Below are 22,114 nucleotides of genomic sequence, written 5' to 3'. Positions count from 1 at the left end.
CCGCCGCCGCGCCCGTCGGACGAGTAGCCGTCGTGCTCCAGGTTGAAGCTGCCGACGAGCAGCGTCTTCCCACTCGATCGTTGTCTCCTTCATGTGAGTGCTGGCTGCCGGCCACGGCTCCGGGTGCGGAGCACCGGGTTCACGTCGCCGGGCAGTGGTCTGGGTGGGGCCCGCCGCGGGGCCGAGTCGGTCGGAGCTGCGGGCGTTCCGTGGTCAGCGAGAGCTGACGGCGCTGGCGCGCTGGCGCGGGAGGGCTAGCGTCGGGGCCGCGGTGGGGGCGAGCGCACAGGCGGCGTTGATCAGCGCGAGGTGGCTCAAGCCCTGGGGGGTGTTGCCGAGTTGGCGACCGCTGCTCGGGTCGTACTCCTCAGCCAGGACTCCGACGTCGGAGCGCAGGGCAAGCAGCGCGTCCATGCGTTCGCGGGCCTCGTTGTCCCGGCCGATGAGGGCCAGGGCGGTGACCAGCCAGAACGAGCAGGCGAGGAAGGCGCCTTCGTGGCCGCGTAGGCCGTCGACGTTGTCCTCGGCCCCCTGGTGCGTGCGGTAGCGCAGCACGAGTCCGTCGTAGGTGGCCAGTTCACGCTGAACGGCTTCGACGGTGCCGATCGTCCGCTTGTCGTCCAGCGGCAGGAAGCCGACCTGCGGGAGGAGCAGCAGCGAGGCGTCCAACTCCTGGCCGCCGTAGTACTGCACGAAGGTGTTGCGTCCGGCGTCGAAGCCGTGGGCCAGGATGTCCGCATGGATGGCGGACGCGAGCGAGCGAAGGCCTGCCAGGGTCGGCGCGTCAGTGTTCGGGCGGCGCTCCAGCAGCGCGAGGGTGCGGTCGATCGCCACCCATGCCATCACCTTGGAGGAGGTGAAGTGCCGTTCCGGGCCACGCATCTCCCAGATGCCTTGGTCAGGCTGGCCCCAGTTGGCGGCGACGACGTCGGCCAGGCCGAGCAGGAGGGCGTCGGCGTCGGGGTCGGGCTCCAGGCCGGCGTCCTCGGCGGCCAGCAGGGCGTCCGCTACGTACCCGAAGACGTCGAGCTGGAGTTGGCCAGCCGCGCCGTTGCCGATCCGCACCGGCCGGGAGCCCTGGTACCCGGGCAGGTGGCTGAGAGGGGTCTCGGTGAGGTCACTGTCGCCGTTCAGCCGGTACATGATGCGCACGGTCGCGGGGTCGCCGATCGTGTCAACCAGCCAGCTTCGCCAGGCCCGCACCGGGGAGAGGTAGGAGCCGGCGCGCACCAGTTCTCTGACGGTGAGCGCGGAGTCCCGAAGCCAGCAGTACCGGTAGTCCCAGTTCCGTTCGCCGCCGATCTCCTCGGGGAGGGAGGTGGTGACGGCGGCGACGATGCCGCCGGTGGGCACGTGGATGAGAGAGCCCAGGAAGGCCGCGGAAGAGAGGACGGCTTCGCGGTCGGGGCCGGTGTAGGTGCATCGGGAGCTCCAGTCCTCCCATTCCACGAGGGTGTCGGCCAGCGCTCGCTCGGCGTCGGGCACCAGCGGCACCGCTTCGCCGGGCTGCTGCCACGTCAGGGCGAACGACACCTTCTGCCCTGCGGACAGGACGGTGTCACTGGTGGCGGGGCCGCGCCGGCCGGTGGCGTGCGCGGGGCCGTCCAGCCACAGCGTGGCGCGCTGGTGCTCGGCGGCGAACCTCGGCGTGCCCGCCTCGCCGTCGACTCTGCGCAGAACGGCGCGGGCCAGACCGTAGCCGGGGGCGAGCAGGAGCCGGGAGGAGACGGTTACCTGCCCGTCGAGGCACTGCGCGATGCGAATCACCTGGGCGCACGGGTCCTGGCTGGCGGGCATGAAGTCGGTGACCTGCAAGGTTCCGCTCGGCAGCTCCCAGACCTGGTCGAGGACGAGGGAGCCCGGCCGGTACGCGCGATAGCCGGCGGGGGCTGACCGGGCTTCGACGGGGGCCAGGGACCAGAAGCCGTGGCGGCGGTTGCCGAGCAGGTCGGCGAAGACGGACGGCTGGTCGAAGTCGGGCAGGCTCAGCCAGCCGATCGAGCCGGTGCGGTCGATGATCGCGGCGGTGCGGCCGTTGCCGATCGGGGCGAGTGATTCGATCGGCGGGGTGGAGACGGTCATCCGGTTGTCCTGACGTGAGAAAGGGACGCGGTGGTCTCAGCGGCGCGGGCGTGTGCGGGCGGCGACCTGGCCAAGAGCGGCGTTCGCGGTGGCGTCGAGAGTGGAGTGCACCGGCAGGCCGGGCACGTCCATCGCCAGGCAGCCGGGTGGTGGCCTGCCAGCCCGGACCGGCCGGGCAGCCGACGACAACCGGCGGGCGCAGGTGGTCGGCAAGGTAGGCGCGGTACGCCCGGACCACCGGCCACGGGCCCAGCGGAAGCCAGGACAGCAACACATCGGCCGCCCCCTCCGCCCGGTCGAGCCAGCCGGTGCGCCATGGCAGGTCGGTGTCACCGGGCACGAAGGGGTCGAGCACGGGCCCGGCGAAGCCGCCCTGGGCGAGTAGCCGCACGGCTTGGCTCTGCCAGTTCGGGCGTCCGGTGGCCGCTCCAGTGAGCAGGACGACCGGCCCGCTACCCGGGGCCGGGAGCGAAGGTGCCCGCTCGTGCTGCAGAACGTCGGTGGCGGCGGGCCTCACCGAGCTGCGGCTGCGGGGGTGGGCGTGCTCCTGGTTGTCGGGCAGGTGTGCGTGTGAGGTGCCAGGCGGCCACCTGGCGGCCGGGACGGTGGCGTGCGTGGACGACTGGGCAGTGCGGCAGTAGGCATCTCGGGTTCCGGAGGGGTGCTGGGTGGCGGGATGGGCAGGGTGACGGCGCCGGTGACCAGAGCGACGGCTACGGCGTGGGTGCGGCTGCGACGTGGGGAGAGCGTCTGGACGGCGCGGGCCTCAGCGGCGTGGGCCTCACGCCAGGTGAGGCCGGCCGCGTGCACGCCGTCCGGGTGGAGCGCACCCACGCACATCAGGGCGAGAACGGCGCGTTCCGCCTGGTCGAGTTCGAGGTAGCGGTCGGGTAGTTCGGCGCGCAGGTGCCGGGTGTCGATCAGCTCGGCGCTGATCAGACGGGCGACGAGCTGGGTGTCGTCCGCTGCCGCGAAGCGGTGTCGGAGCGCGGCCAGCTCGGTGAGGACCAGGTGCTCGCCGACGGTGAGCCGTTCGGCGATCTGGGTGGCGTCGTAGCCCCGCGCGGTCAGCTCAGCGAGTTGCCGGTCCCGCGCGGTGATCGCGGGCAGCGGGTGGCGGCGGGGCACTGTCCGGACGGGGGCGGTCGCGGTGGTCAGGACCCGCCGGGGGCCAGCCTCCGCAGCGATCGGGGCTTGGTCGCCGGTGCACACCACCACGCACTGGTCGGGGACCGTGCCGAGCTGGTGGGCTGCTACCACGTACGCGCTGCCGGGGTTGGTGGCCCCCTGTCGGATGGCGCCCGACCAGGCGCGGGCCAGGCCCGCCGAAATCACAGCCTTGACCGGATCGGCGGCTCCGGGCGGGATAACCAGGGCGCACGGCACTCCGAGCGCCAGCGCCTGGTGGACCAGGAGTACGACAGCCGGCGTCTTGTCGCGGGGGGCCGCGCCCAGCAGGATCTCCGGCAGGCTGGGCGCGGGCGCGACTCCGGCCAGGGCGCCCAGGTGCACGATCACTCCGGAGACGGAGCAGAGGGCTTCCTCGAAGCGGCCCGCCGGCGCGGAGTCGGGGCCGGGCGTCGGGTGGGCTCGGGCGGTGCGGAGTGCGGCATCGCTCGTCTCGCCTTCCTGGAGTCGGAGGGTGCGGCCCTGGCCCGGATCGGCCGCCGTGGGTGTGGTGCACAGGACGGCCAGGCTCTCGCCGTCGGGGTCGATCAGCCGGTGCTCAAGGGCGGTGCGCACGGCGACCACCCGGTGGCAAGTTCCGAGGGCGTTGAGCATGTCCTGTTCGCGGCGGTTCGCGGTGCTCGGGGAGACGCGGAGCGCGCGGGCGGTGTGCGGCTTTCCGCCGCCGGCCGCCCAGATCCGCAGGATCAGGGTCTGCTCGTCGCTCAGGGCCGGGGGCTCGGTCACCGGTTGCGTGTGTGGGACCTGGTCCGACTGCCAGGCCCGCACGAAGGCAGCGATCCGGTCCGCCACGTCCAGGCGGACGAACGCCTGCGCCAGGTACCGCTTGACGGTGTCTGGCCCCAGGGCGAGGGCGGCGGCGATCTCACGGTTGCTCATCCCCGTGCCGACCCGGTCCAGGACGGCCGCCTGCTGTGCGGTCAGCCTCCCCGGCGCAGCGCGGGCGCTCACCGGTCCCCTCCCCTCGCGAGGCCGGAGCCCAGCAGGCGGGCCGCGAGCAGCAGCACCGTGCCGAAGGCGTCGGTAGTGCTGACCAGCACCACGGGTCCGTGTACCACGTGCTCGTGGTGGACCGCCGCCGCTGTCGTCGCACCGGCCGCCAGCGCCAGCAGCAGGCAGGCCATCCCGGCGAGCGAGCCGGCCAAGAGCTGGGTGCCGCGCGACATCAGCTCACCCCGGCCAGCTGCGCGGCCGGATCGTCGGCCTTGCCGAGCGTGGTGTCCGGCCAGCCGTCGCCCAAGATGCTCAGCGACACGATGCCGGAGAGGACGGCGAGGGCCGCCGCCTGCTGCCGGGAGCGAACCCCGAGGGTGCGAAGGATCTTCTGGATGTAGGTGCGAACCGTCTTCTCGGAGAGGCCGAGCCGCTCGGCGGTCGCCTTTGGCTCCTCTCCGGCGACCAGGCCGGCGAGCACCTCTTGCTGACGGAGGGGCAGCGGCAGGCTGGTGGGGTTGGACACGGGCACGTCCTCAACCCGTACCCACCCCCAGCCGACGCCGAGGGCGGCGGCGCGGTGGCGGTGCGGCGTGCCGAGTTTGAACGTCAGCGCCGTGATGGCGGGGCCGACGGCCGCCTCGGCGATGCCGGTGGCGCGGCTGACCGCCGCGTTCAGGTGACCACCGGCCACCTGGCGCAGCAGCAGGACCTCGGCGTCGGACAGGTCCGGCTTGTCGGGCAGGGCAGCGGGCATGGCGAAGCTCCTCGTGAAGAGATCGGGTGAAAGCGGGAATGTCGGCGGGCCGCTACTGGGCGGGCCGGGGCTAGTCAAGCGCGGCCAGCAGCCGGGGGCCGATCCGGCGGGCGGCGTCGGGGCCGATGGTGAGGATCAGGTCGCCGCGGTGGGCGAGGGAGGCGGCCAGGGTCTCCGGGCTGGGCTGGCACGGTCCGGGCTCGGGGATCACGAGCGTGCCGCCGGAGCCGGCGCGCGCGAGGGCTTCGGCACCGTCGTCGTGGCGCTGGGAGCGGGCAGGGGTCGAGTGGACGGGAAGCAGCACCGTGTGGTCGGCGGCGGTCAGGGCTTCGCTGATCCGATGGGCGAGTGCGACGGTGCGCTGGTGGCCGACCGGCTCGTACACCGCGACCACGGCGCCCTCGGTGAGCATCCGGGCGCCCTGGAGATCGGCGGCGATCTCCTCCGGGTGCTGGGCACGGGACTCCATCACGGTGACGCCGCCGACCGTGCCCAGGCGGCTCAGCGACCGCTCGACCCCCGGGAACGCCCCAAGCCCGTCGGCCAGGTCCGCCGGGGACACACCGAGCGCCCAGCCGGCCGCGAACGCCGCGGCGACGCCGAGCGCGGACCGGGTGCCCGTGACGGGCACGGTGACGGTGGACCGCTCGCCGCCGGCCTCGATGGTGAGGCGGTGGTCCTCACCGCTCCACAGCAGCCCGAGGACAGCCACGTCCACGCCCTCGCCCCGACCCACCGTCACCACCCGGGGGCCCGGTGCCCGGCGCAGGCGCTCCAGCAGCTCGTCGCAGCCCGGCTGACCGGCCCACACCACCACGCTTTCGCTGCGACGGGCGAGGGCCTCGGTCTCGTCCAGCGCCTCCTCGCGGGTCGCGAACGCCGGGGGCGCGACGTCCACGGCGGTGACCAGGGTGACCGCCGGGCGCAGTCCCGCTCCCAGGGCGCGGTGACGCCAGCCGGGCGGGGCGGCCTCGTGGAGCGCGGTATCGGGACACAGATCCACCACCAGGACCTCGCCGCTGCCGTCATAGCCGGGCGCGTCGCCGCACGGGGCGGCGGTGAGAATCCAGCCCGGGTCACGCACGGTCAGCGCGCACGTCAGGGCGGCGGCGGCCATCGCGGTGCTGTGGCTGCCCGCGACGGCCACGACGGTGGGCGCCGTGCCGGCCAGCAGCTCGACCGCCCGGGAGTGGCCCAGGCTCGGCAGGCCCCGGCCGGTCGCGAGATCCAGGATCTCCGGCACCGCCGCGTTGTCCCCGCCCCAGACCAGCGAGGTCGTCGTGCCCGGGACCACGGGATGCAGCACGGCCCCGGTGCGGTCGAGCCGCTGGAGCAGCTCGGTGCGGCGGCCGTCCTGCTGCGGTGCGATCGTCACCCGGGCGCCGCGCCGGGCGAGGTAGGACGCGAGGCCGGTCATGCCGGGACTGTGCGGGTCAGGGAAGTGAGGGGCCACCAGGACGTCGGGCAGCGGCAGCGGGCGCGGGCGGACCTGGCCGGCGGTCCCGGCCGGTGTCGCGCTCACACCGGCGCCGCCGCGGTGAGGGCCTGGTCCGCAAGTTCGATCATCCGGCCCACGATCTTGCCCAGGTCCGCGTCCTTGGCACCGACCACGGCGAGCATCGACTGGTCGGGCGCGCCGACCAGCGTGAGGGTTTGGCCGTACTGGTCCTCGATCACGCTGTGGCCCCACGGGCACTCACCGGACGTATGAGCGCCGACGATGCCGACGCTCCTGGCGCTCACGGCACCAAGCGCCGCCATCACGGCGGCCCACTTGTCGGCCTCGTCGCGGGCGATTCCGGGGGAGGTGCCCGCGACGAGGCCCTCGGGGCTGACGTGGATGGCGGCGACGGCACCGGGGATATCGGTGACCAGATCGCGCAGGACCGGGAGGTGCGGGTGGGGCTTCACGGTTGCTCCTTGGCCAGTCGGTGGGTGGCGGTGGAAGACGGCGCAGGGGACGGCCAAGCGTCGTCCAGCACGGCGATCACGGGGTCACCGCCCAGCGCCGAGACCGCCGGTAGGGCGGCCAGGTGCGGCCGGATGCCGAGCACGCGGGTGAGAAGAAGCCGAGTCACTTCGCACTGTGATCCGTTGATCGGCCACCCACTGTCGTGCCCTGGCTGAAGCAGCGCCACAACAGCTGGGTGTCATCTGACCGCTCACCGAGTCATCACCACGTCACCGGGGTGTCATCTCGTCAGATACCGCAGTGAGAAACGCCCTTGTCGGGTATTGCTAGACCAGGCTCTCCCCGCACAGGCGGCGGCCGGGCCAGGTCGAGACCACGGGGGCGGAGGCGTGCGACATGGCGAGTAAGACGTTACTGGGTGCCCTGATCGAGAAGGCGGGATGGGAATTCCCGGACTTCCACAGGGAACTCAGAAACGCCGGGAACGAGCTGGCGCGCACCCTCAAAGACCCACGCTTCCGCAACCTGGATATGTCGGAGGCGACTTTCAGGCGCTGGGTCGCCGGGACGGTGAGCCGACCGACCTCCGTGTTCTCCCAGACGATCCAGCACATGTTCGACAGGACGATCGCCGAACTCCTGGCGCCGCCGCGTGAGGGAGACCCGACGGCAGTATCCCGGCAAGACCTCGAAAGAGAACTCGCGATGACCGCACGCGAAGCATCAGACCACGCCGCTTCCGTAGCGTCCGCCTTCCTCTCAGACCTGTCCATAGAACAGGTCCAGGAAGACGTTCGCCAACTCGCCCGTACCTACAACAGCCGGCCACCGTTCGACGTGCTCCGCGAAGCCCGGCAGCTTCGGACGAACGCCGAAGGACTTCTGGATCGCACCCACATCCCCGAGCAGAAGCAGCAGTTGCTGATCGCGATCGGTCAGACGACGGCGCTGCTGGCCTTGGCAGCCTTCGGCCTCGGCTCCCTCGGTGAGGCCAACCGACTTGCCCGTTCCGCAGGCATGTACGCCGAAGTCACCCGCTTCACCCCGCTGGCCGCCTTCGCTGCTGGCACGCTCGGCATGCTCGCCTACTGGGAAGGGCGCCCAGGTGAGGCGATCCGCTTCATCCGTCAGGCGCAGTCCTTCCCCGGTGTTGGCACAGCCGGCCAAGCACGCATCGCTGCAATCGAGGCCAGGGCCTACGGGCACCTCGGCGACCAGCGGCGGGCCGCGGCGGCGGTCGAGCGCTTCCTCGACGTCGACACCTTCGAACGAGACGGCCTCCATGACGAGGTGGCCGGAGAGTTCCTCCACGGTCCCGAGCGGCTCGCCCGCTCTCACGGCACCACGTTCGTGCTCCTGCGCGATGGCTCCCGCGCGCGGGAGCACACCCGGCGGGTGCTGGAGCTGCAAGCCAGCCTGCCCGCTGGGCAGAGGATTTCCAGGATCGACGCCGAGGCTCGCACGGACCTCGCAGCGGCGTTGATCCTCGGCGGCGAAATCGAAGAAGCGGCCGAAGTCCTGAAGCCCATCGCAGTGCTCGCACCCGACCGGCGCGCTAACGGCCTGGTCGAGCGGGTCGTCCACGTCGGCAGACTGCTCACCACCGAGCCTGTCCGGACCTCGCCGGTCGCTGCCGCCCTTCGAGAGGCGCTGGAGGAGTACACCCGAGTCGCGGCCCCGAGACAGCTCGGCGGCACCGCCGCGCGGCTGGTCATCGAGTAGGACAACACAGCCGCAACGGACTGGGGCGGACCCGCGCTTGTGCGAGTCCGCCCCAGTCCGTTGGATCCTGTTCAGCGCAGAGAGCCGACAGCCGCCAGGATCGTCCGTTCGCGGTCCGCCTCGATGCCGAGAGCGGCTGCCCGCGGGTGCGGAACCGGCACGTTGCCGGCCTGGAGCCACTCCCATGTGTCCCGCACCGTCTCCTCCAAGGGACGGCAGGTGAACCCGGCCGCGTACGCCGGTTCGGAGTTGACCTGCCAGACGCCCTCGCCCGTCCGCCACAGCGGCACTTCCGTCCACTGCCGGACGCCATGCTCCAGCAGCACCTCATCCGGCACCCACCGCAGCTCGCCCCGGCCACCCGCCATCGCGAGACAGGCCCCCAGAAAACTGCCCATCGTGTCCCGGCCAATCGGCGCGGTGGCGTTGTAGACGCCCCCACCGGGCCGTTCAGCGAGATCGACGGCGAAGCGCGCGACATCGCGGACATCGACCGGCTGGATGCTCTTGCTCGCAGACCCGGGCGCCAGGATCTGACCGCCGCGCTCGGCTCGCCGAAGCCACCACGGAAGCCGACCAACATACTCGCGGGGACCGAGGATCACGCCGGGGCGAACCAGCCAGGACCGCTCCGCCCCGAACGTCTCGACCACCGCGCGCTCGCCGCCGGCCTTCTGCCTCCCATAGTGCAGATTGGGCCCCCGCCAGCCCTCGGGGTTCCTGCCGTACTTGCGATCGGCGTCGGCCGGCCCGTCCATCAACGGATCACCCACCTTGAGCGGATGGTCCGGCCACCCGGCGTACACCGACACCGTCGAGACGTAGACATAGCGCTCGGTGGTGCCTTCCAGCGCCTTTGCCCCCGCGAGCACGACCTTCGGCGGCTGCTCCGCAGCTGACGTGTCGATCACCGCATCCCACGGGCCTTGCGCTGCCAACCGGGCGAGATCCTCGACCGAGGTCCGGTCACCGAACACCTGCCGTACGCCGGGCACCATCACACCGGACCGCCCTCGGTTGAAGGTCGTCACTGCCCAGCCGCGCGCCAGCGCCTCCTCGACGACGGCCTTGCCCAGAAACCAACCCCCGCCGATCACCAAGATGTCCATGCCCGGAATCCTGCCCAGCCCGCTGCCCAATGGCCACCCCTTCGCTCCGGGGCGACCGAGAAGCCGCACGTCGTGGGCGTGATCGTGGCGAAGATGACACCCCGATGACACCTCTGTGCGAATCGGCTCCCGAGATGACAGGTGGACGACGTGGCCCCGACATGGACTGCTCGGAAGACTGGGGCGCTCAGTCGCTGCGATCCCTTCCGATTCCCCGGAAGGCCGGGCAGCGCCAAGGGGAGAGGAGATCCGATGGAGAGCACCGCACCCCCGGTCCAGCCGGAGGAGGAGGGCGGCCTGCTGGTCGCCGTCCGTGGCATCCGGGCCGCGCGTTCGCGGGCCGACGTGCCGTCCGACAACACTGGCGGCAAGTCCGACCAGAACGACACCTGAGCAGGACGCCCACGATGCCTGAGACCGCCTCGTGGGCGGTGCGCCTGGGTGGGGACCAGTTCCTCACCCAGGCGCTCCACCGCTCCTACGCCGTGATCCCCGCTGAGGGGGCGGACACCGCTCCCCTCTTGTCCTGGGACGATCTGAACACCATTCTCGCCACCCACCGCATCGAGCCGCCCCGGCTGCGGCTTTCGCAGGACGGGCAGACCGTCCCCGTCGGCCGGTACTCGACCCCCGCGACCAACCGGCGTGGGGTGACCTGGAACCGGCTGCACCCCGCCCAGCTCCACGCCCGGCTCGCCGAAGGCGCCTCGCTCGTGGTGGACGCGATCGACGAGATCCATCCGTCGATCCGCACCGCCGCCGAAGCGCTGGAGCGCTTCATCGGCACGCCGGTGCAGACCAACGCCTACGCTTCTTGGACTGAGCAGGAGGGCTTCGGCCGGCATTGGGACGATCATGATGTGGTCGTGGTCCAGCAGTACGGGGCGAAGCGCTGGCGGCTGTGGGAGCCGACCAGGCAGGCCCCGACCTTCCGCGACGTGGACTCCCCGGAGGACCCCGAGGGCGAGCCGGTCGCGGACTTCGTCCTCCACCCGGGCGATGTCCTGTATCTGCCGCGCGGATGGTGGCACCGCGTCACCGCTGACCAGGGCAGCGAGTCGCTGCACCTCACGTTTGGGCTCGTGGCCCAGACCGGCGCCACTCTTCTCGGCTGGCTGGTGGACGAACTCCACGAGAGCCCCGCCGTCCGGAAGGACGTACCGCTTCACGCCGGAACGGACGATAAATCCGCCTACCTGGCCGATCTGCGGAGCGCGGTGCTCACCGCGCTGTCGGACCCCGACCTGATCGACCGCTGGGCTTGGTCCTCCGGTACCACCCACTTCGGCCGACCGGCTCCGTCCCTGCCCTACGTGGACGCCCTCCCCGCGGAGAGGGACATCGCGGTGCGGATCACCGCACCGCGCGCCGACATCGCGAGCAACCCGGCCGCCGGGACCGTCACCCTGTCCGCCGCCGGAACCGCGTGGGACTTCTCCGAGCGCGCCGCGCCCGTTCTGCAAGCTCTGCTGACCGGGGACCCGGTCAGCATCGGGCAACTCGCCGAAGCCGCTGGCTTGGAGGTCAAGGATGTGGCTGGTGTCTTGACCGTCCTCGTCCAGGGCCAGGCCCTCGCCGTCGTCAGGGCCAGCCGGTGAGCTCCGTTCTCGGCCTGGGGACCTACCGGGTGCGCGCCGTAGGCGAAGCGGCGCGCACCGCTCTCACGGCCGGGGCGAAGTGGATCGACACCGCCCCCAACTACGCCCACGGCCGGGCACACTGCGACCTGGCCCCGGTTCTCGCCGAGCACCCGACGGCCAAGGTGACGACGAAGACCGGCTTCTACCCGGACGGCCGCCACAGCATTGCCCCCGTGAACGTCCGCGCCCAGACGGAGGAATCGCTCGCCGCCCTCGGTCGTGCCGACATCGTCTTCGTCCACAACCCCGAACGGTCCAACCATGACCGGCAGCAACTGCATCACAACCTCCGTGCCGCGTTCGCCGTGCTGGAGGAGTTCGCGCAGGCCGGTCGCATCGGGGGCTACGGCGTCGCCACCTGGGCCGGCTTCACCACGCAGGCGTTCACAGTCGCCGAACTGATCGCGCTGGCCGGCGAAGCGGCCGGGTCGGCGAACCACCACCTCGCTGGCGTACAGCTGCCGGTCAGCCTCGTCATGGCCGAGCCGATCGCCCAGGCCCTCGACGGAGCCGGACCGCTCGTCCACGCGCGCGACGCCGGGATCGTGACGTTCGCGTCCGCACCCCTGCACGGCGGTGAACTGCCGGGCCTGATGACACCTGAACTGGTGAACCTCATCCAGCCGGGATCGACCCCGCACACCGCAGCGTTCCAGCTGATCGGTGCCTGCCCCGCTCTGGACGTCGTCCTCACCTCGACCAGCACCCTCCAGCACTGGGAGGATGCCCGGGACGCTCTCGCCCAGCCGATCCCCGACGCACGACTCAGGACGGTGCTCGATGTCCTTTCAGCCGGATGACGACACCCGGCACGACCTGACGGCAGCGCACAAGAAGGCCGCCGGATTCCTCGGCCTGGTGTGCACTGGACCGCAGGTCTTCGGCACCTCCGGAACCACTGTCGGCCGCCGGGCCGAGAACGTCTGGCTCCGGGTCTCCAGAAGTAGCCGCCTCCGGGCGCCCCGGCCGACCGGCCAGGGCGCCCTCGGCGCTGAACAGCTCGTACCCGCATCCGTCCCGCGCCCCCGGCTCCACGACACCGTGGACTGGACGGAGGCCGGCTGGTTCTACCAGGCCGACGTCTTCGACCTGGTAGGTTCCGCGGTCTCCTCGACCCCGGACCTCCGCGATGACCCCGGCCTGGACGACGGCTGGTGGACCGGGCTGCGGAACGCGCTGGCCGGTATCGCGGAAGCACCGAGCACGAAGATCACTCTGCGCCAGACATGGGTCGAAGAGGTCTTCCCGAAGTACCTCGGTATCCCGGCCCCAGCCGAAATCGAGCGGATCACCGGGCACGGTGATCTCCAGTGGGCCAACCTGACCTCCGAGCCGCTCAAGATCCTCGACTGGGAACGTTGGGGCCTGGTGCCGGTCGGCTACGACCCTGCGGTCCTGTGGGTCAGCAGCCTCCACGTCCCCGCCGTCGCGGACCACATCCTTGTGCAGTTCTCGGACGTGCTGGATACGCCTGCTGGCCGGATCGGCAAACTGGTGGCCCTCGCCGAGATGCTCCAAGCGGTCGACCGCGGCTTCTATGAGGACATGGCCCCTCTGCTTGCACAAGCTGCACGAAACCTGGGGATCGACCCGCCGTTGAGCGACCGTGACGAACTCCGTACCTGATAATCGCGCGGTGGACCTGCGAACTGAGCTGGTCGACCACATCGTCGACCGCGTTGAGCAGCGTCTTGGCACAGCACTCGACCGAGCCAGCGTGGTGCGGAAGCGCAGGTGGCGGACTGGGTGGCCAGTCGTCCGTCTGCTACACCGTTGCTGATGGACAGCCGGTTGTGGGTTACCACAGACGAGGTGTCGGTCGCCGAGAGCCTGCTCGGAATGTTCCGCCAGCTGGACCACACCCACGGGGCCGGCCCGTTCGCCGCTCAGGTGACGACCTATATCGACACCGAACTCGCGGTCCTTCTCTCACGACCTGCGGCGAGCGACGATGCAGTGAACGCCCGAGCCCGCGTGGCCACCGGCTTCCTCGAACTGGCCGGCTACCAAGCCGTCGACACCGGAAGCCCCGCTCTGGCGCAGTCCTACTACCAGCGGGCGCTGACCCTGACCGCCGCGACAGATGATCGCGCATACGGGGCGTACCTCGTTGCGGTTAACCTGGGCCACCTCGCCTTGCATTGTGAGCAGCCGCGCACAGCCCTTCGCTGGGCGGAGTCCGCCAGCGCCGCAGTCGGCACCACCACGAGTCCGGCCACCCGCGCTGCCATCACTGCGGTTCGAGCCCGCGCGCACGCCCGGATGGGCCAGGAACAGGAAGCCAGTGCCCTGATCTTGCAGGCGGAGTCATTGCTCGACTCCTCGTCGCCGGGGGACGAGCCCGCATGGATCAAGTACTTCACGCCCGCCTACCTGGCGGATGAGGTCGCGCACTGCCTGCACGACCTCGGACGATCCCCGGCCGCCCGAAGCTAACTCTCTGATGCCCTCGAGGGGGTGGGACGCGACAAGGTCCGTCGCTTGGCTATCGACGCCGCCCTGCTCGCCTCGACCTGGCTTCGAACAGGCGACCTCGACCAGGCGTGCGCGGCGGGCCACGATGCCGTCAGCTACGCGGCTCGGACCTCGTCTGGGCGCTGTGTCCAGCGAGTCGCTGGCCTTCTCGCGGGCCTCGACGCCCACGCCGACTACACCGCGGTGGCGGACCTGCGTGAGTACACGCGGCACGTTCTCCCCGCAGCGGACCAGGCTGCGACGGCTATGGCTCGCGGCGCATGAGCCTCTCGTAGAAGCCCAGCTCGGCCAGCAGAGCCTGCTCCAGCGCGGCCGGGGCTGAGAGGTAGTGGCCGACGCTGTCCAGAAACAGGGTCTCGTAGGGGCGGCCGAGAGCTTCGAGGCCCTCCGCGAGTCGCTGGGCGTCGTCAGCGGCGGCGATCTCGTCAGCGGTCCCGTGGATCAGCAGGACCGGCCGGCGGACAGCCTCCGCGCGGATCTCTCCGGCCGGTCCGGCCAGGATCGCGGCGTGTGGGCGTTGAAAGCGCGGGACGGCCTTCTCCCATCGCGCGGGGTCGATGATGGCCGAAGTCGCGGTCGCTGCGGTGAATGGATCCGTACGGCACGCGGCATGCAGCGCGGTGTACCCGCCGGCGCTTGCACCGGTGATGAAGACGGCCTTCGGCAGCGTGTCGCCGCTCTCCAGAAGGTGGTAGGCGACGGCTGCGCAGTCCTCGACGTCGTACTCGCCCCAATGCCCGTGCAGGGATTGACGGAAGGCTCGACCTTGCCCCGTGCTGCCTCGGTACGCTACCTCGGCCACGGCGAAGCCCCGGCTGACGAAGAACTGAACACTCCAGTCGAGGCGGAGCGGGACGTCGTCGGTAGGGCCAGGGTGCGCGCGGACGATCAGCGGAGCAGGCAGCCCACCGTCCGGTACGTGGAGCAAGTAGCGGACGGAGGAGCGGTCGGTTCGGACTGTCCGCACCGCCGGGGGCGATGCGGGTGGCCCAGCGGTCCCTTCGCCTTTTGAGTCACCGGTGATCGGAAGCGCGGGTTGCCTGGGTTCGCTTAGGTCGACCGCGCGTACGGACGGGCGGCTTGTCGGGGTCGATCCGATGATGAACGCCTGTTCGCCGAGCGCGGCGACGTAGGGCTTCATCGACGTCAGGTTGGTGGCGCGCCGGATCAGCGCGCCGTTGCGGTTGACGCTCACTAGTTCTGTGCGGATGCCGTCGTGGACGGTCAACAGGACCTCGCCGGACGAGGTGAAGGTGTACGACTGGTAGCCGCCCTCCCACGGAGCGGGTGCGCAGTCGGCCTCCATTGGTGCGACCGGCTCCACAGAGCCGCCTGTCCAGCGGTAGAGGTTCCACCACCCCGTGCGGTCGGACATGAAGTACAGCAGCCCATCTGGTCCCCACAGCGGTTGAACGACGGCCTCCTGGTCGGCGCCGGCCACCACTCGGCCTGCGCCCGGCCGGCCGGGCAACGAGTCGATCACACGGAGCCGGGAGGAGTCCCACGGCATCCTGTCGGCATCCCACTCCAGATACGCGAGCGCACGGTCGCGGAGTCGCGGTGCCGCGAGGAAACCAGAGGAGCTGACCAGGACCCGGACATCGCAGCCGTCTTCTGCGATCTCGACGATCTCGTCTCCCGCATCGGTGCCCCGAACGGCGAGCAGGACGTTCGCAGCATGGTGCAGGTCGCCGTACTGGAAGCCGTCGTCGGCGGCAACAACCAGCACCGGCTCCGACCCTGCCTGAATCCGGTAGACCTTGCTGTCGTCTCCGACCACCCACTGGGTGTCCGCAGCCACCGCGAAGTCGCCTCCGCCGTAGGCGTGGAGTTGCCCACCTACGGACACGCCGGGCGGTGTCTGCGCGCGGGCCTCGGTACCGAGGCCCGCGCGCATCAGCCGGCGCACCCCACCCAAGTCGGGATCGGACTGGATCCACCACAACGCACTGCCCGAAGCGAGCAGTTCATCATGCGAAACCTGCTTGCGAGCCACCCACCCTGCCGGAAGCGGCCCGCTCTCCTCGCCGGTCATCCGATCCCCTCGGCCCGTCGATGTCCAAGGCTTCGAAGGCTACCCGGCGGCTTCGCCAGCTCTCTGTTGCTGCGGGGAAAGCTCAGGCGCCGCTCTCCTTAGGGGCGTAACGCAGGAGGACGACATCCCCGACCGTCCGGGCGTCGATCAGCTTCATTCGCCGGGTGCTGCCGCCCGGGTAGTCGGCAGGGTGAATGAAGCGCGGCGCGGCGGAGTCGCCGACGAGCAGGGGCGCGATGGCGAGGTGGATCTCGTCGGCCAGGCCCTGGGACAGGAACTGGGTGTGGATCTGTCCGCCACCCTCGACCATGAGCCGCTCGGCGCCGCGGGTGGCAAGGTCGTCGAGCAGCGCACCGAAGTCCACGGTCGGGCCCGTGCTGACGACATCGGCGAGGCCGTCCAGGGTCTCGCGGAGCTTCGGGGCGGCGGTGTCGGTGGTATAGACGACCTTCTTGTCGCCGAAGTGCCAGAACTTGAGATCCCGGTCCAGGTTGCCGCTGGCGGAGATTGTGACCTTGAGCGGGTACTCGGGCTTGCCGGCCGCTACGCGGTCGGCCCGGCGCTTCTCGCTGTTGACCAGCAGCCGGGGGTTGTCGCTGCGCAGGGTGTTGCCGCCGATGAGGATGGCGTCCGACTCGGCGCGGACCTGGTCGACTCGGTCGAAGTCTTCGGCGTTCGACAGGAGCAGCCGCTGCGGGGAGGTGTCGTCGATGTGGCCGTCGACGGAGGTGGCAACGCTCAGCAGGACGAATGGGCGGTCGGCCATCGTGCGGTCCGTTCTCTTGGATTGAGGCGAGAAGAAGTCCACTGGTGATCAGACTTCACGGAGCATGACGCTGTCGAGAGACTGCTGGAAATCGGCCACTTCGGGAACACTGCGCCACGGCTGCAGCAGGGCGTCGAGTGCGGCCAACTCGCCGAAGATCCGCGCCGATCCGGTGACCGTGGCAATCGACAGGGCCTCCGAGGCAGTAACGGCGGCCTGCTCGGGGCCGCCGGCATGGAGCTGTGCGACGGCCGAACGGGCGAGATAGACGCCGCGGTCTCGGCGGTAGGAGGCTGGCAAGGCACCGATGGCTCGCTCGAATCCGATTACGGCCGCGTGATGACGGCCTAGCAGGGACAGCGACCGCGCCTGCTGAGCCTCCACATAGGCCGCATCGAGCCAGCGTCCGCGGCCCACTTCTGCATCCGGTGGCCTGCTGACCAGCAAAAGTGCCTGATCATAGGCACGTTGTGATGCCATCTCGTCGCCGAGGAGGGCATGGCCGTGCGCGCCGTAGACCGCGCTCATCGCGCTGAGCCGGCTGCCCGGGCGGGCCAACCGCTGGGCGGACTCGGCGAGATCGACGGCATCGAGAGAGTCCTTCATGTCGCCGGCGAGCTGCGACTTCCGCGCCATGACGTAGACGGTCAAATCCTGATTCCCGGCGGCACTTGACCAATCTACGGCTCGGTCCGCCCAGTACTGGGCGGCTGCGTGATCGCCGCTGTCCTGGTACAGCCAGCTGCAGAATTCTGCGTACTCGGCCTGGACTTGCAGAAGATCCCGCCGGTCGCGACCGGTCGCCTCACCGCGAAGGTGCTGGATCAGCCGGACGTGCTCCTGCGCAGTCCCGACGCGTTCCTCGCTCTGGAGGAGGCGTGCAGCAATGGGACGATCAGCGCTTACGGCGTCGCGACGTGGCGCGGCTTCAGCAGCGGACTTCTCGATGTAGCGACTCTTCTCGAACTCGCTTCCAAGGCCGGTGGCCCGCAGCACCACCTGCGGGCCATCCAGCTCCCTATCTCGGTGGTCCATCTGGCGCCCGTCGCGCACGCGCTCGACGGCCACGGCGTCCTGGTCGACGCGATCGAGGCCGAGCTGGAGGTCTTCGCCTCCGCCCCGCTGCACGGCGGCGAGATCCCCGGCATGATCACTCAAGAGCTGTCCGACCTGATCAGCCCCGGCAGCACACCAGTCCAATCTGCCTTGGCAGTTGTTGCATCAGCTCCAGGTGTGCGTCGTGTCCTCCTGTCGACGGGGAACCCGGAACACTGGAGGCAGGCTGCCGACGTGGTCGGTCGGCCGCCGCTGTCCCAGGAAACGTTGCGAAGGATCACGGATGTTCTCGGAACCTGAGCCCGACACTGCCAAACGCATGCGCGAGACGCACGCGGCGGCGGCAGTCGCTCTCCGCTCCACTCCGGTCGGGCCTGACGAGGCATGGGGGTGGCGAGGACGCACCTTGAGCCGTCCGGTCTCCACGCCGCTCGGCGCGGGCTGGCTCCGGCTGGTGTGCGCTCCGGCCGACAAGGCGGGCGGCAAGCTCTGGGAAGGACCGCAGGAGGCGGAGCGCTTCATCCCTCCTGCGGTCCCCCGCCCCCGCCTGCGCGATCGGCGCACCTGGACCGAAGGAGACTACGGCTACCTGGCGGAGCTGTATGACAAGGTCGCCGATCGAACAGTCACCACCGTGGAACCCATCCTCCGGACAGCCCCTGATCTCGATCACAAGTGGTGGTCGGGACTCAGCACCGCCGTTGACGCCATCGCCGACGTACCGACAGAACGCGTGGCGGTCCGCCAGGAATACCTGGACCGGGCCATGCCGCAATACCTCGGCGTCTCCATCGACACCACGGTCCCCGCCTGGTCGACGGCCCACGGCGACCTGCACTGGGCCAACCTCACCGCCCCCGCGTTCGCGATCCTCGACTGGGAAGGTTGGGGCCGCGCGCCCGCTGGCTACGACGCGGCCCTGCTGCACGCCTACAGCCTTCGTGTGCCCGAGACCGCAGCCGAGGTACGCCGCCACCTCGGGAATTTACTCGACACCCCAGCAGGACGATTCGCCGAACTCGTGGTCATCACCGAGCTGTTGCAGACCGCGACACGAGGAGACAACCTCGAACTGGAGGCACCGCTACGTCACCGGCTGGGCCATCTACTCGCAGAGTGAGGGGTGATCGTGTCGACTGCGGCAGGTACCACTGGCTTCGATGTCGTAATAGCAGGACTGTTCCCAAACCATCGCGCGTGGCCGGTGCCCGACCCCGGCTGGATGCCGAACGACTCAGGAGCGTGATCCATGTACTGGCCAGCGGATGAGGCAACCCGGGTCCGAATGGAGGCCGCCCACGCCACGGCAGCTGCACTCCTCGGGCTCACCTGCACAGGCGCCCCGGTGTGGGGGTTCCTCGGCTGCACCATCGGCCAGCGCGCCGGCGACCGGTGGCTGCGCGTCGCGTCCACGACGTCAGCCAACGCGGCCAGACCCGCTGGCGAGGGCATCGCGGGAGCTGCTGCCCTGCTCTCGGATGACATCCCAAGGCCGCGGCTTCACGATGTCCTCGACTGGCCAGAGGAGGCCCACGCCTACCAGGCAGACGTGGTCGATTACGTTCCCCACCCCGTCGTTTCACCAGGGCGCCCCGACCTCGCACGTGACCCCGACCTGCCCGACGATTGGTGGAACGCCCTGCGCACCGCCCTCAGCTGGCAGGGGCACGCGGACGGAGCGCGGAGCACCGTGCGGGACTCCTGGATCGAGAGGGCCTTCCCGCAGTTCCTCGGCGTTCCCGCGCCGACGGCGATCGAGCGCGTCACGGGTCACGGTGACCTGCACTGGGGCAACCTGACGGGCCCGCCGCTCATGATCCTCGATTGGGAGCGCTGGGGCCTGGTGCCCGTCGGCTTCGACCCGGGCCTGTTCCACGCCAACAGCCTGCTCCTCCCTGACATCGCGGCGCGCATCCGGTCCGAGTTCGCTCCGGTGCTCGACACTCCTGCTGGCCGGATCGGCGAACTCGCCGCGCTGGCCGAGATGCTCCAAGCCGTCGCCCGTGGCTGGTACCCCGAACTCGCGCCACTGCTTGCCGACCGCGCTCGTGAACTGACCGGTGTTGAGCCGCCGGTGCTCGCTGCGGCCGAATTCGCCAAGTGAGGCGCCAACATCCCGGAGATCGTGAGACGCAGCACGCGAGTGATCTTGCTCAGTGGCGACCAGCTGCTCCTGATCAAGCGGAATCAGGCCGGGACAGGCTCCCTACTGGGTGACGGTTGGCGGCGGCGTCGAGGAGACGGATGCCGACGTGGAAGCAGCGCTGCACCGGGAGGTCTTCGAGGAGCTGCCTGGCATTGTCCGCGACATTCGGCTGGTGCGTCTCGTCACCGACTCGCTGGACGGCAGCCTCGGAGTGCGGCACGTCTTCGAGGCCCGCTTCATCTCGATGAACCCACAGGCAAGGACGGGCTCGGAGCCTGGCAAGCCGGAGCGCGGCGGCTACGAGGTAGGCGATACCGCGGTTCTCGAGTACCGGCGGCTCCTCTGCGTCTGGGGCGCCGTCAACCTGCCTCAAGCTCCCCCAAGATCCGTGCCGCTTCACGTCGGGCCGGATCGAGCCGGGGGTCTTCGGGATGGGTGCCAGGACTGATGATTTCGGCGCAGACGAGCAACGTCATCAGCCTGCCGTCCCGGCTCTCCAGATCGTGGCGCCGCTCTCGGCGCACGCGGTCGGCCAGCGCGGGGACGGCAAGCGAATTGCCCCAGAGTCGCGCGGCGTCCAGGCCCCGAGGAGCGTTCCCCCAGTCTTCCCAATCGAACAGGCAAAACTGTGGATCACCGGTCACATTGGCCCAGTTCAGATCGGCATGGGCTGGCACCCAGTGCGTGATGTCTGTGTCGAAGTTTCCGGGAAAGGCCGTACGGATGGCCTCGGAGACCCCAGCCTGGGTGATGGCCACGGTGTCCGGGGTGGCAATGCGTGTCGTGTGGTGAGAAGCGAGGGCGTCCAGCGAGGAGTTCAGCGCCTGCCACCATGTGTCGGGCAGCCGGGGATCGGTGGCCAGCACGCTAGTGCCGACCGGCTTCCCAGGCAGGAGGCCGGTCTCGTCGGCTCGCCACATCACGGCCTCGTCCAGATCCCGCCAGGCGGCGCCCGCGCACCATGCGGGCTTCGCGATGCCTTCCAGAACTGCGGCGCACTCGGTGCCGTTCCAACCCTGGCCTCCGATCTTGTCGAGCGCTCGCCGTTCGATCCGTACCCATGTACCGCGGCCCGTGCGGGCCCCGACAGAACGGCGCTTACGCACCACTGTGTCCCGGTCTAAGCGAGTTTCAAGAGAGCGCTCGACACGATCAAGAACCTCACCAACCGATTCAATCCGCAAATCGACAGCGCGATCGGAGGACATCGAGAACGACATACCTTCGACCGTAGCAGCGGGACACCGTGCGTAGGCCCGCTCCCATCGAGTCGTCGAACTCGATGCTGGGTCCGCCACCGTCGCCAAGCTAACGGACCTGACGCGGCAGGCAGCAGCCCTGCCGAGCAGGTCAACCCTCTACTACGGCACGCCTGACTGCGCAGCCATCAAAACCGAAGCCGAGACCGCACAAGGCGCCCACCTGGTCAGCACGTCGTCCGGGTGGGCGCCCTGCGCGTTGTTCAGGGAGTCAGGCGGTGCAGGTCCCGGGGAAATAGCGTCGTACGGCGGATGTTGTCGGCCTCCGTAAGCCGGGCCGTCCACCGCTCAAGCCCCAGGGCGAACCCACCATGCGGTGGCATCCCGTGCGCGAACGCCTGGAGGTAGCTCGCGTAGGGCTCCGCGGACTCCCCACGCGCCGCGAGCGCCGCCAGGTAGTCCCCATGACGGTGAAGCCGCTGTCCGCCCGTGACCAGCTCCAGCCCACGGAACAGCAGGTCGAAGCTGTTGGAGTACTCGGGCCTTCCGGGCTCCGGGTGCGTGTAGAACGGCCGCTTCTTCATGGGGTACCCGACGACGAACAGGAACTCACTCCCGTGCTCCCGAAGCGCCCACTCGCTGAGCCACCGCTCATGTGCTGGAGCAAGGTCCGGCTCGTCCGTCCCCAGCATCCGCATGGCCTCCGAAAAATGGACCTGTGGAATCTCTGCCGGCACCACTGGCAGCTTCACTGCCAGCAGCTCCACCGCCTGCGCGGCGCGAGCGGCCACTGACTCCACCATCCCCGCGACCGCCTCACGCACCACGGCCATCACCTCGCGGTGGTCGGCGATGAAGCCCAGTTCGGCGTCCAGACTCGTGTACTGCGCCAGGTGCCGGGCAGTGTCGTGCGGCTCGGCCCGGAACACAGGGCCTGTCTCGTAGACGCGCTCAAAGACCCCGACCATGGCCTGTTTGAAGAACTGCGGGGACTGCGCTAGGGCCTGTGTGATGTCGTGATCAATATTGCGGTTTCGTGCCCGCCCGAAGGCGGAATCCGGTAGGACGCTGTGTGTGACGCGTAGGCAACTCAC

23 protein-coding genes are annotated in these 22,114 nt (G+C 70.2%); 10 read left to right on the top strand and 13 right to left on the bottom strand.

Annotation, left to right across the window (positions count from 1 at the left end):
• Window positions 1–213 precede the first annotated feature (213 nt).
• The 7 genes from ABD369_RS21730 to ABD369_RS21700 all read right to left on the bottom strand — a co-directional run bounded on the left by ABD369_RS21730 (window position 214) and on the right by ABD369_RS21700 (window position 7,038).
• Window positions 214–2,082 carry a glycoside hydrolase family 15 protein gene (locus ABD369_RS21730; protein WP_344638154.1) on the bottom strand — a complete coding sequence of 623 codons (1,869 nt, stop codon included), beginning with the start codon at window positions 2,080–2,082 and terminating at the stop codon, window positions 214–216.
• 513 nt (window positions 2,083–2,595) lie between these two features.
• Window positions 2,596–4,221 (bottom strand): LuxR C-terminal-related transcriptional regulator, encoded by a 1,626-nt coding sequence (locus tag ABD369_RS21725; RefSeq protein WP_344638153.1) that lies wholly within the window; start codon window positions 4,219–4,221, stop codon window positions 2,596–2,598.
• On the bottom strand, window positions 4,218–4,436 hold the full coding sequence (locus tag ABD369_RS21720; RefSeq protein WP_344638152.1) for a hypothetical protein: 219 nt from the start codon (window positions 4,434–4,436) through the stop codon (window positions 4,218–4,220). The genes ABD369_RS21725 and ABD369_RS21720 overlap by 4 nt, the downstream gene beginning before the upstream one ends.
• Window positions 4,436–4,960 (bottom strand): helix-turn-helix transcriptional regulator, encoded by a 525-nt coding sequence (locus ABD369_RS21715; protein WP_344638151.1) that lies wholly within the window; start codon window positions 4,958–4,960, stop codon window positions 4,436–4,438. Before ABD369_RS21715 ends, ABD369_RS21720 begins: the two co-directional genes overlap by 1 nt.
• Window positions 4,961–5,030: 70 nt before the next feature.
• A complete protein-coding gene (locus tag ABD369_RS21710; RefSeq protein ID WP_344638150.1) occupies window positions 5,031–6,377 on the bottom strand; it encodes a Mur ligase domain-containing protein in 1,347 nt (448 codons plus the stop codon).
• A 101-nt stretch (window positions 6,378–6,478) separates the two neighbouring features.
• The gene (locus ABD369_RS21705; RefSeq protein ID WP_344638149.1) at window positions 6,479–6,871 is read right to left on the bottom strand and encodes a roadblock/LC7 domain-containing protein; all 393 of its coding nucleotides are present in this window, start codon (window positions 6,869–6,871) and stop codon (window positions 6,479–6,481) included.
• The gene (locus tag ABD369_RS21700; RefSeq protein WP_344638148.1) at window positions 6,868–7,038 is read right to left on the bottom strand and encodes a hypothetical protein; all 171 of its coding nucleotides are present in this window, start codon (window positions 7,036–7,038) and stop codon (window positions 6,868–6,870) included. The genes ABD369_RS21705 and ABD369_RS21700 overlap by 4 nt, the downstream gene beginning before the upstream one ends.
• A gap of 230 nt (window positions 7,039–7,268) precedes the next feature.
• On the opposite strand from ABD369_RS21700, the gene ABD369_RS21695 reads away from it, so the two are divergent.
• On the top strand, window positions 7,269–8,594 hold the full coding sequence (locus ABD369_RS21695; RefSeq protein ID WP_344638147.1) for an NsdA family TPR-like regulatory protein: 1,326 nt from the start codon (window positions 7,269–7,271) through the stop codon (window positions 8,592–8,594).
• A gap of 71 nt (window positions 8,595–8,665) precedes the next feature.
• Here ABD369_RS21695 and ABD369_RS21690 read toward each other — a convergent pair whose 3' ends face one another.
• The gene (locus ABD369_RS21690) at window positions 8,666–9,703 is read right to left on the bottom strand and encodes an NAD-dependent epimerase/dehydratase family protein (protein ID WP_344638146.1); all 1,038 of its coding nucleotides are present in this window, start codon (window positions 9,701–9,703) and stop codon (window positions 8,666–8,668) included.
• Between the two features lie 252 nt (window positions 9,704–9,955).
• Between ABD369_RS21690 and ABD369_RS21685 the strand changes: the two genes are divergently transcribed.
• From ABD369_RS21685 to ABD369_RS21665, 5 genes are all read left to right on the top strand, one after another.
• Entirely contained in the window at window positions 9,956–10,096 is a 141-nt protein-coding gene (locus tag ABD369_RS21685; RefSeq protein ID WP_344638145.1) for a hypothetical protein, read from the top strand.
• Between the two features lie 14 nt (window positions 10,097–10,110).
• On the top strand, window positions 10,111–11,301 hold the full coding sequence (locus ABD369_RS21680; protein ID WP_344638144.1) for a cupin domain-containing protein: 1,191 nt from the start codon (window positions 10,111–10,113) through the stop codon (window positions 11,299–11,301).
• A complete protein-coding gene (locus ABD369_RS21675; protein ID WP_344638143.1) occupies window positions 11,298–12,143 on the top strand; it encodes an aldo/keto reductase in 846 nt (281 codons plus the stop codon). The genes ABD369_RS21680 and ABD369_RS21675 overlap by 4 nt, the downstream gene beginning before the upstream one ends.
• A complete protein-coding gene (locus tag ABD369_RS21670) occupies window positions 12,124–12,969 on the top strand; it encodes a hypothetical protein (RefSeq protein ID WP_344638142.1) in 846 nt (281 codons plus the stop codon). The genes ABD369_RS21675 and ABD369_RS21670 overlap by 20 nt, the downstream gene beginning before the upstream one ends.
• Before the next feature lie 108 nt (window positions 12,970–13,077).
• The gene (locus tag ABD369_RS21665; RefSeq protein ID WP_486327272.1) at window positions 13,078–13,779 is read left to right on the top strand and encodes an NsdA family TPR-like regulatory protein; all 702 of its coding nucleotides are present in this window, start codon (window positions 13,078–13,080) and stop codon (window positions 13,777–13,779) included.
• A gap of 283 nt (window positions 13,780–14,062) precedes the next feature.
• On the opposite strand, the gene ABD369_RS21660 is transcribed toward ABD369_RS21665, so the two are convergent.
• The 3 genes from ABD369_RS21660 to ABD369_RS21650 all read right to left on the bottom strand — a co-directional run bounded on the left by ABD369_RS21660 (window position 14,063) and on the right by ABD369_RS21650 (window position 17,444).
• On the bottom strand, window positions 14,063–15,727 hold the full coding sequence (locus ABD369_RS21660) for a S9 family peptidase (RefSeq protein WP_344638269.1): 1,665 nt from the start codon (window positions 15,725–15,727) through the stop codon (window positions 14,063–14,065).
• A 208-nt stretch (window positions 15,728–15,935) separates the two neighbouring features.
• Window positions 15,936–16,619 (bottom strand): RibD family protein, encoded by a 684-nt coding sequence (locus ABD369_RS21655; RefSeq protein WP_344638140.1) that lies wholly within the window; start codon window positions 16,617–16,619, stop codon window positions 15,936–15,938.
• Between the two features lie 48 nt (window positions 16,620–16,667).
• Window positions 16,668–17,444, bottom strand: coding sequence for an NsdA family TPR-like regulatory protein (locus ABD369_RS21650; RefSeq protein WP_486327276.1), 777 nt, complete (start codon window positions 17,442–17,444; stop codon window positions 16,668–16,670).
• Between ABD369_RS21650 and ABD369_RS21645 the strand changes: the two genes are divergently transcribed.
• From ABD369_RS21645 to ABD369_RS41210, 4 genes are all read left to right on the top strand, one after another.
• The gene (locus ABD369_RS21645; protein WP_344638138.1) at window positions 17,334–17,975 is read left to right on the top strand and encodes an aldo-keto reductase family protein; all 642 of its coding nucleotides are present in this window, start codon (window positions 17,334–17,336) and stop codon (window positions 17,973–17,975) included. The genes ABD369_RS21650 and ABD369_RS21645 overlap by 111 nt on opposite strands.
• Before the next feature lie 106 nt (window positions 17,976–18,081).
• On the top strand, window positions 18,082–18,795 hold the full coding sequence (locus ABD369_RS21640) for a hypothetical protein (protein ID WP_344638137.1): 714 nt from the start codon (window positions 18,082–18,084) through the stop codon (window positions 18,793–18,795).
• Between the two features lie 129 nt (window positions 18,796–18,924).
• Window positions 18,925–19,779 carry a hypothetical protein gene (locus ABD369_RS21635; RefSeq protein ID WP_344638136.1) on the top strand — a complete coding sequence of 285 codons (855 nt, stop codon included), beginning with the start codon at window positions 18,925–18,927 and terminating at the stop codon, window positions 19,777–19,779.
• 109 nt (window positions 19,780–19,888) lie between these two features.
• Window positions 19,889–20,269, top strand: a complete 381-nt coding sequence (locus ABD369_RS41210; RefSeq protein WP_425557714.1) for an NUDIX hydrolase — start codon at window positions 19,889–19,891, stop codon at window positions 20,267–20,269.
• On the opposite strand, the gene ABD369_RS21625 is transcribed toward ABD369_RS41210, so the two are convergent.
• A complete protein-coding gene (locus ABD369_RS21625) occupies window positions 20,181–21,041 on the bottom strand; it encodes a hypothetical protein (protein ID WP_344638135.1) in 861 nt (286 codons plus the stop codon). The two genes, ABD369_RS41210 and ABD369_RS21625, sit on opposite strands and share 89 nt — an antisense overlap.
• Window positions 21,042–21,283: 242 nt before the next feature.
• On the bottom strand, window positions 21,284–22,114 hold an 831-nt coding region (locus tag ABD369_RS21620; protein WP_344638134.1), incomplete at its 5' end, for an amino acid--tRNA ligase-related protein.

It is taken from the genome of Kitasatospora cystarginea (assembly GCF_039533515.1).
GTDB lineage: Bacteria > Actinomycetota > Actinomycetes > Streptomycetales > Streptomycetaceae > Kitasatospora > Kitasatospora cystarginea.
This window is presented reverse-complemented; position numbering and strand designations above follow the sequence as displayed.

Coding starts and splice junctions, on each gene's coding strand:
- ABD369_RS21730 (WP_344638154.1), bottom strand. CDS start 2,082: ATGACCGTCTCCACCCCGCCGATCGAATCACTCGCCCCGATCGGCAAC.
- ABD369_RS21720 (WP_344638152.1), bottom strand. CDS start 4,436: ATGTCGCGCGGCACCCAGCTCTTGGCCGGCTCGCTCGCCGGGATGGCC.
- ABD369_RS21715 (WP_344638151.1), bottom strand. CDS start 4,960: ATGCCCGCTGCCCTGCCCGACAAGCCGGACCTGTCCGACGCCGAGGTC.
- ABD369_RS21710 (WP_344638150.1), bottom strand. CDS start 6,377: ATGACCGGCCTCGCGTCCTACCTCGCCCGGCGCGGCGCCCGGGTGACG.
- ABD369_RS21695 (WP_344638147.1), top strand. CDS start 7,269: ATGGCGAGTAAGACGTTACTGGGTGCCCTGATCGAGAAGGCGGGATGG.
- ABD369_RS21690 (WP_344638146.1), bottom strand. CDS start 9,703: ATGGACATCTTGGTGATCGGCGGGGGTTGGTTTCTGGGCAAGGCCGTC.
- ABD369_RS21685 (WP_344638145.1), top strand. CDS start 9,956: ATGGAGAGCACCGCACCCCCGGTCCAGCCGGAGGAGGAGGGCGGCCTG.
- ABD369_RS21680 (WP_344638144.1), top strand. CDS start 10,111: ATGCCTGAGACCGCCTCGTGGGCGGTGCGCCTGGGTGGGGACCAGTTC.
- ABD369_RS21670 (WP_344638142.1), top strand. CDS start 12,124: ATGTCCTTTCAGCCGGATGACGACACCCGGCACGACCTGACGGCAGCG.
- ABD369_RS21655 (WP_344638140.1), bottom strand. CDS start 16,619: ATGGCCGACCGCCCATTCGTCCTGCTGAGCGTTGCCACCTCCGTCGAC.
- ABD369_RS21635 (WP_344638136.1), top strand. CDS start 18,925: ATGTACTGGCCAGCGGATGAGGCAACCCGGGTCCGAATGGAGGCCGCC.
- ABD369_RS21625 (WP_344638135.1), bottom strand. CDS start 21,041: ATGTCGTTCTCGATGTCCTCCGATCGCGCTGTCGATTTGCGGATTGAA.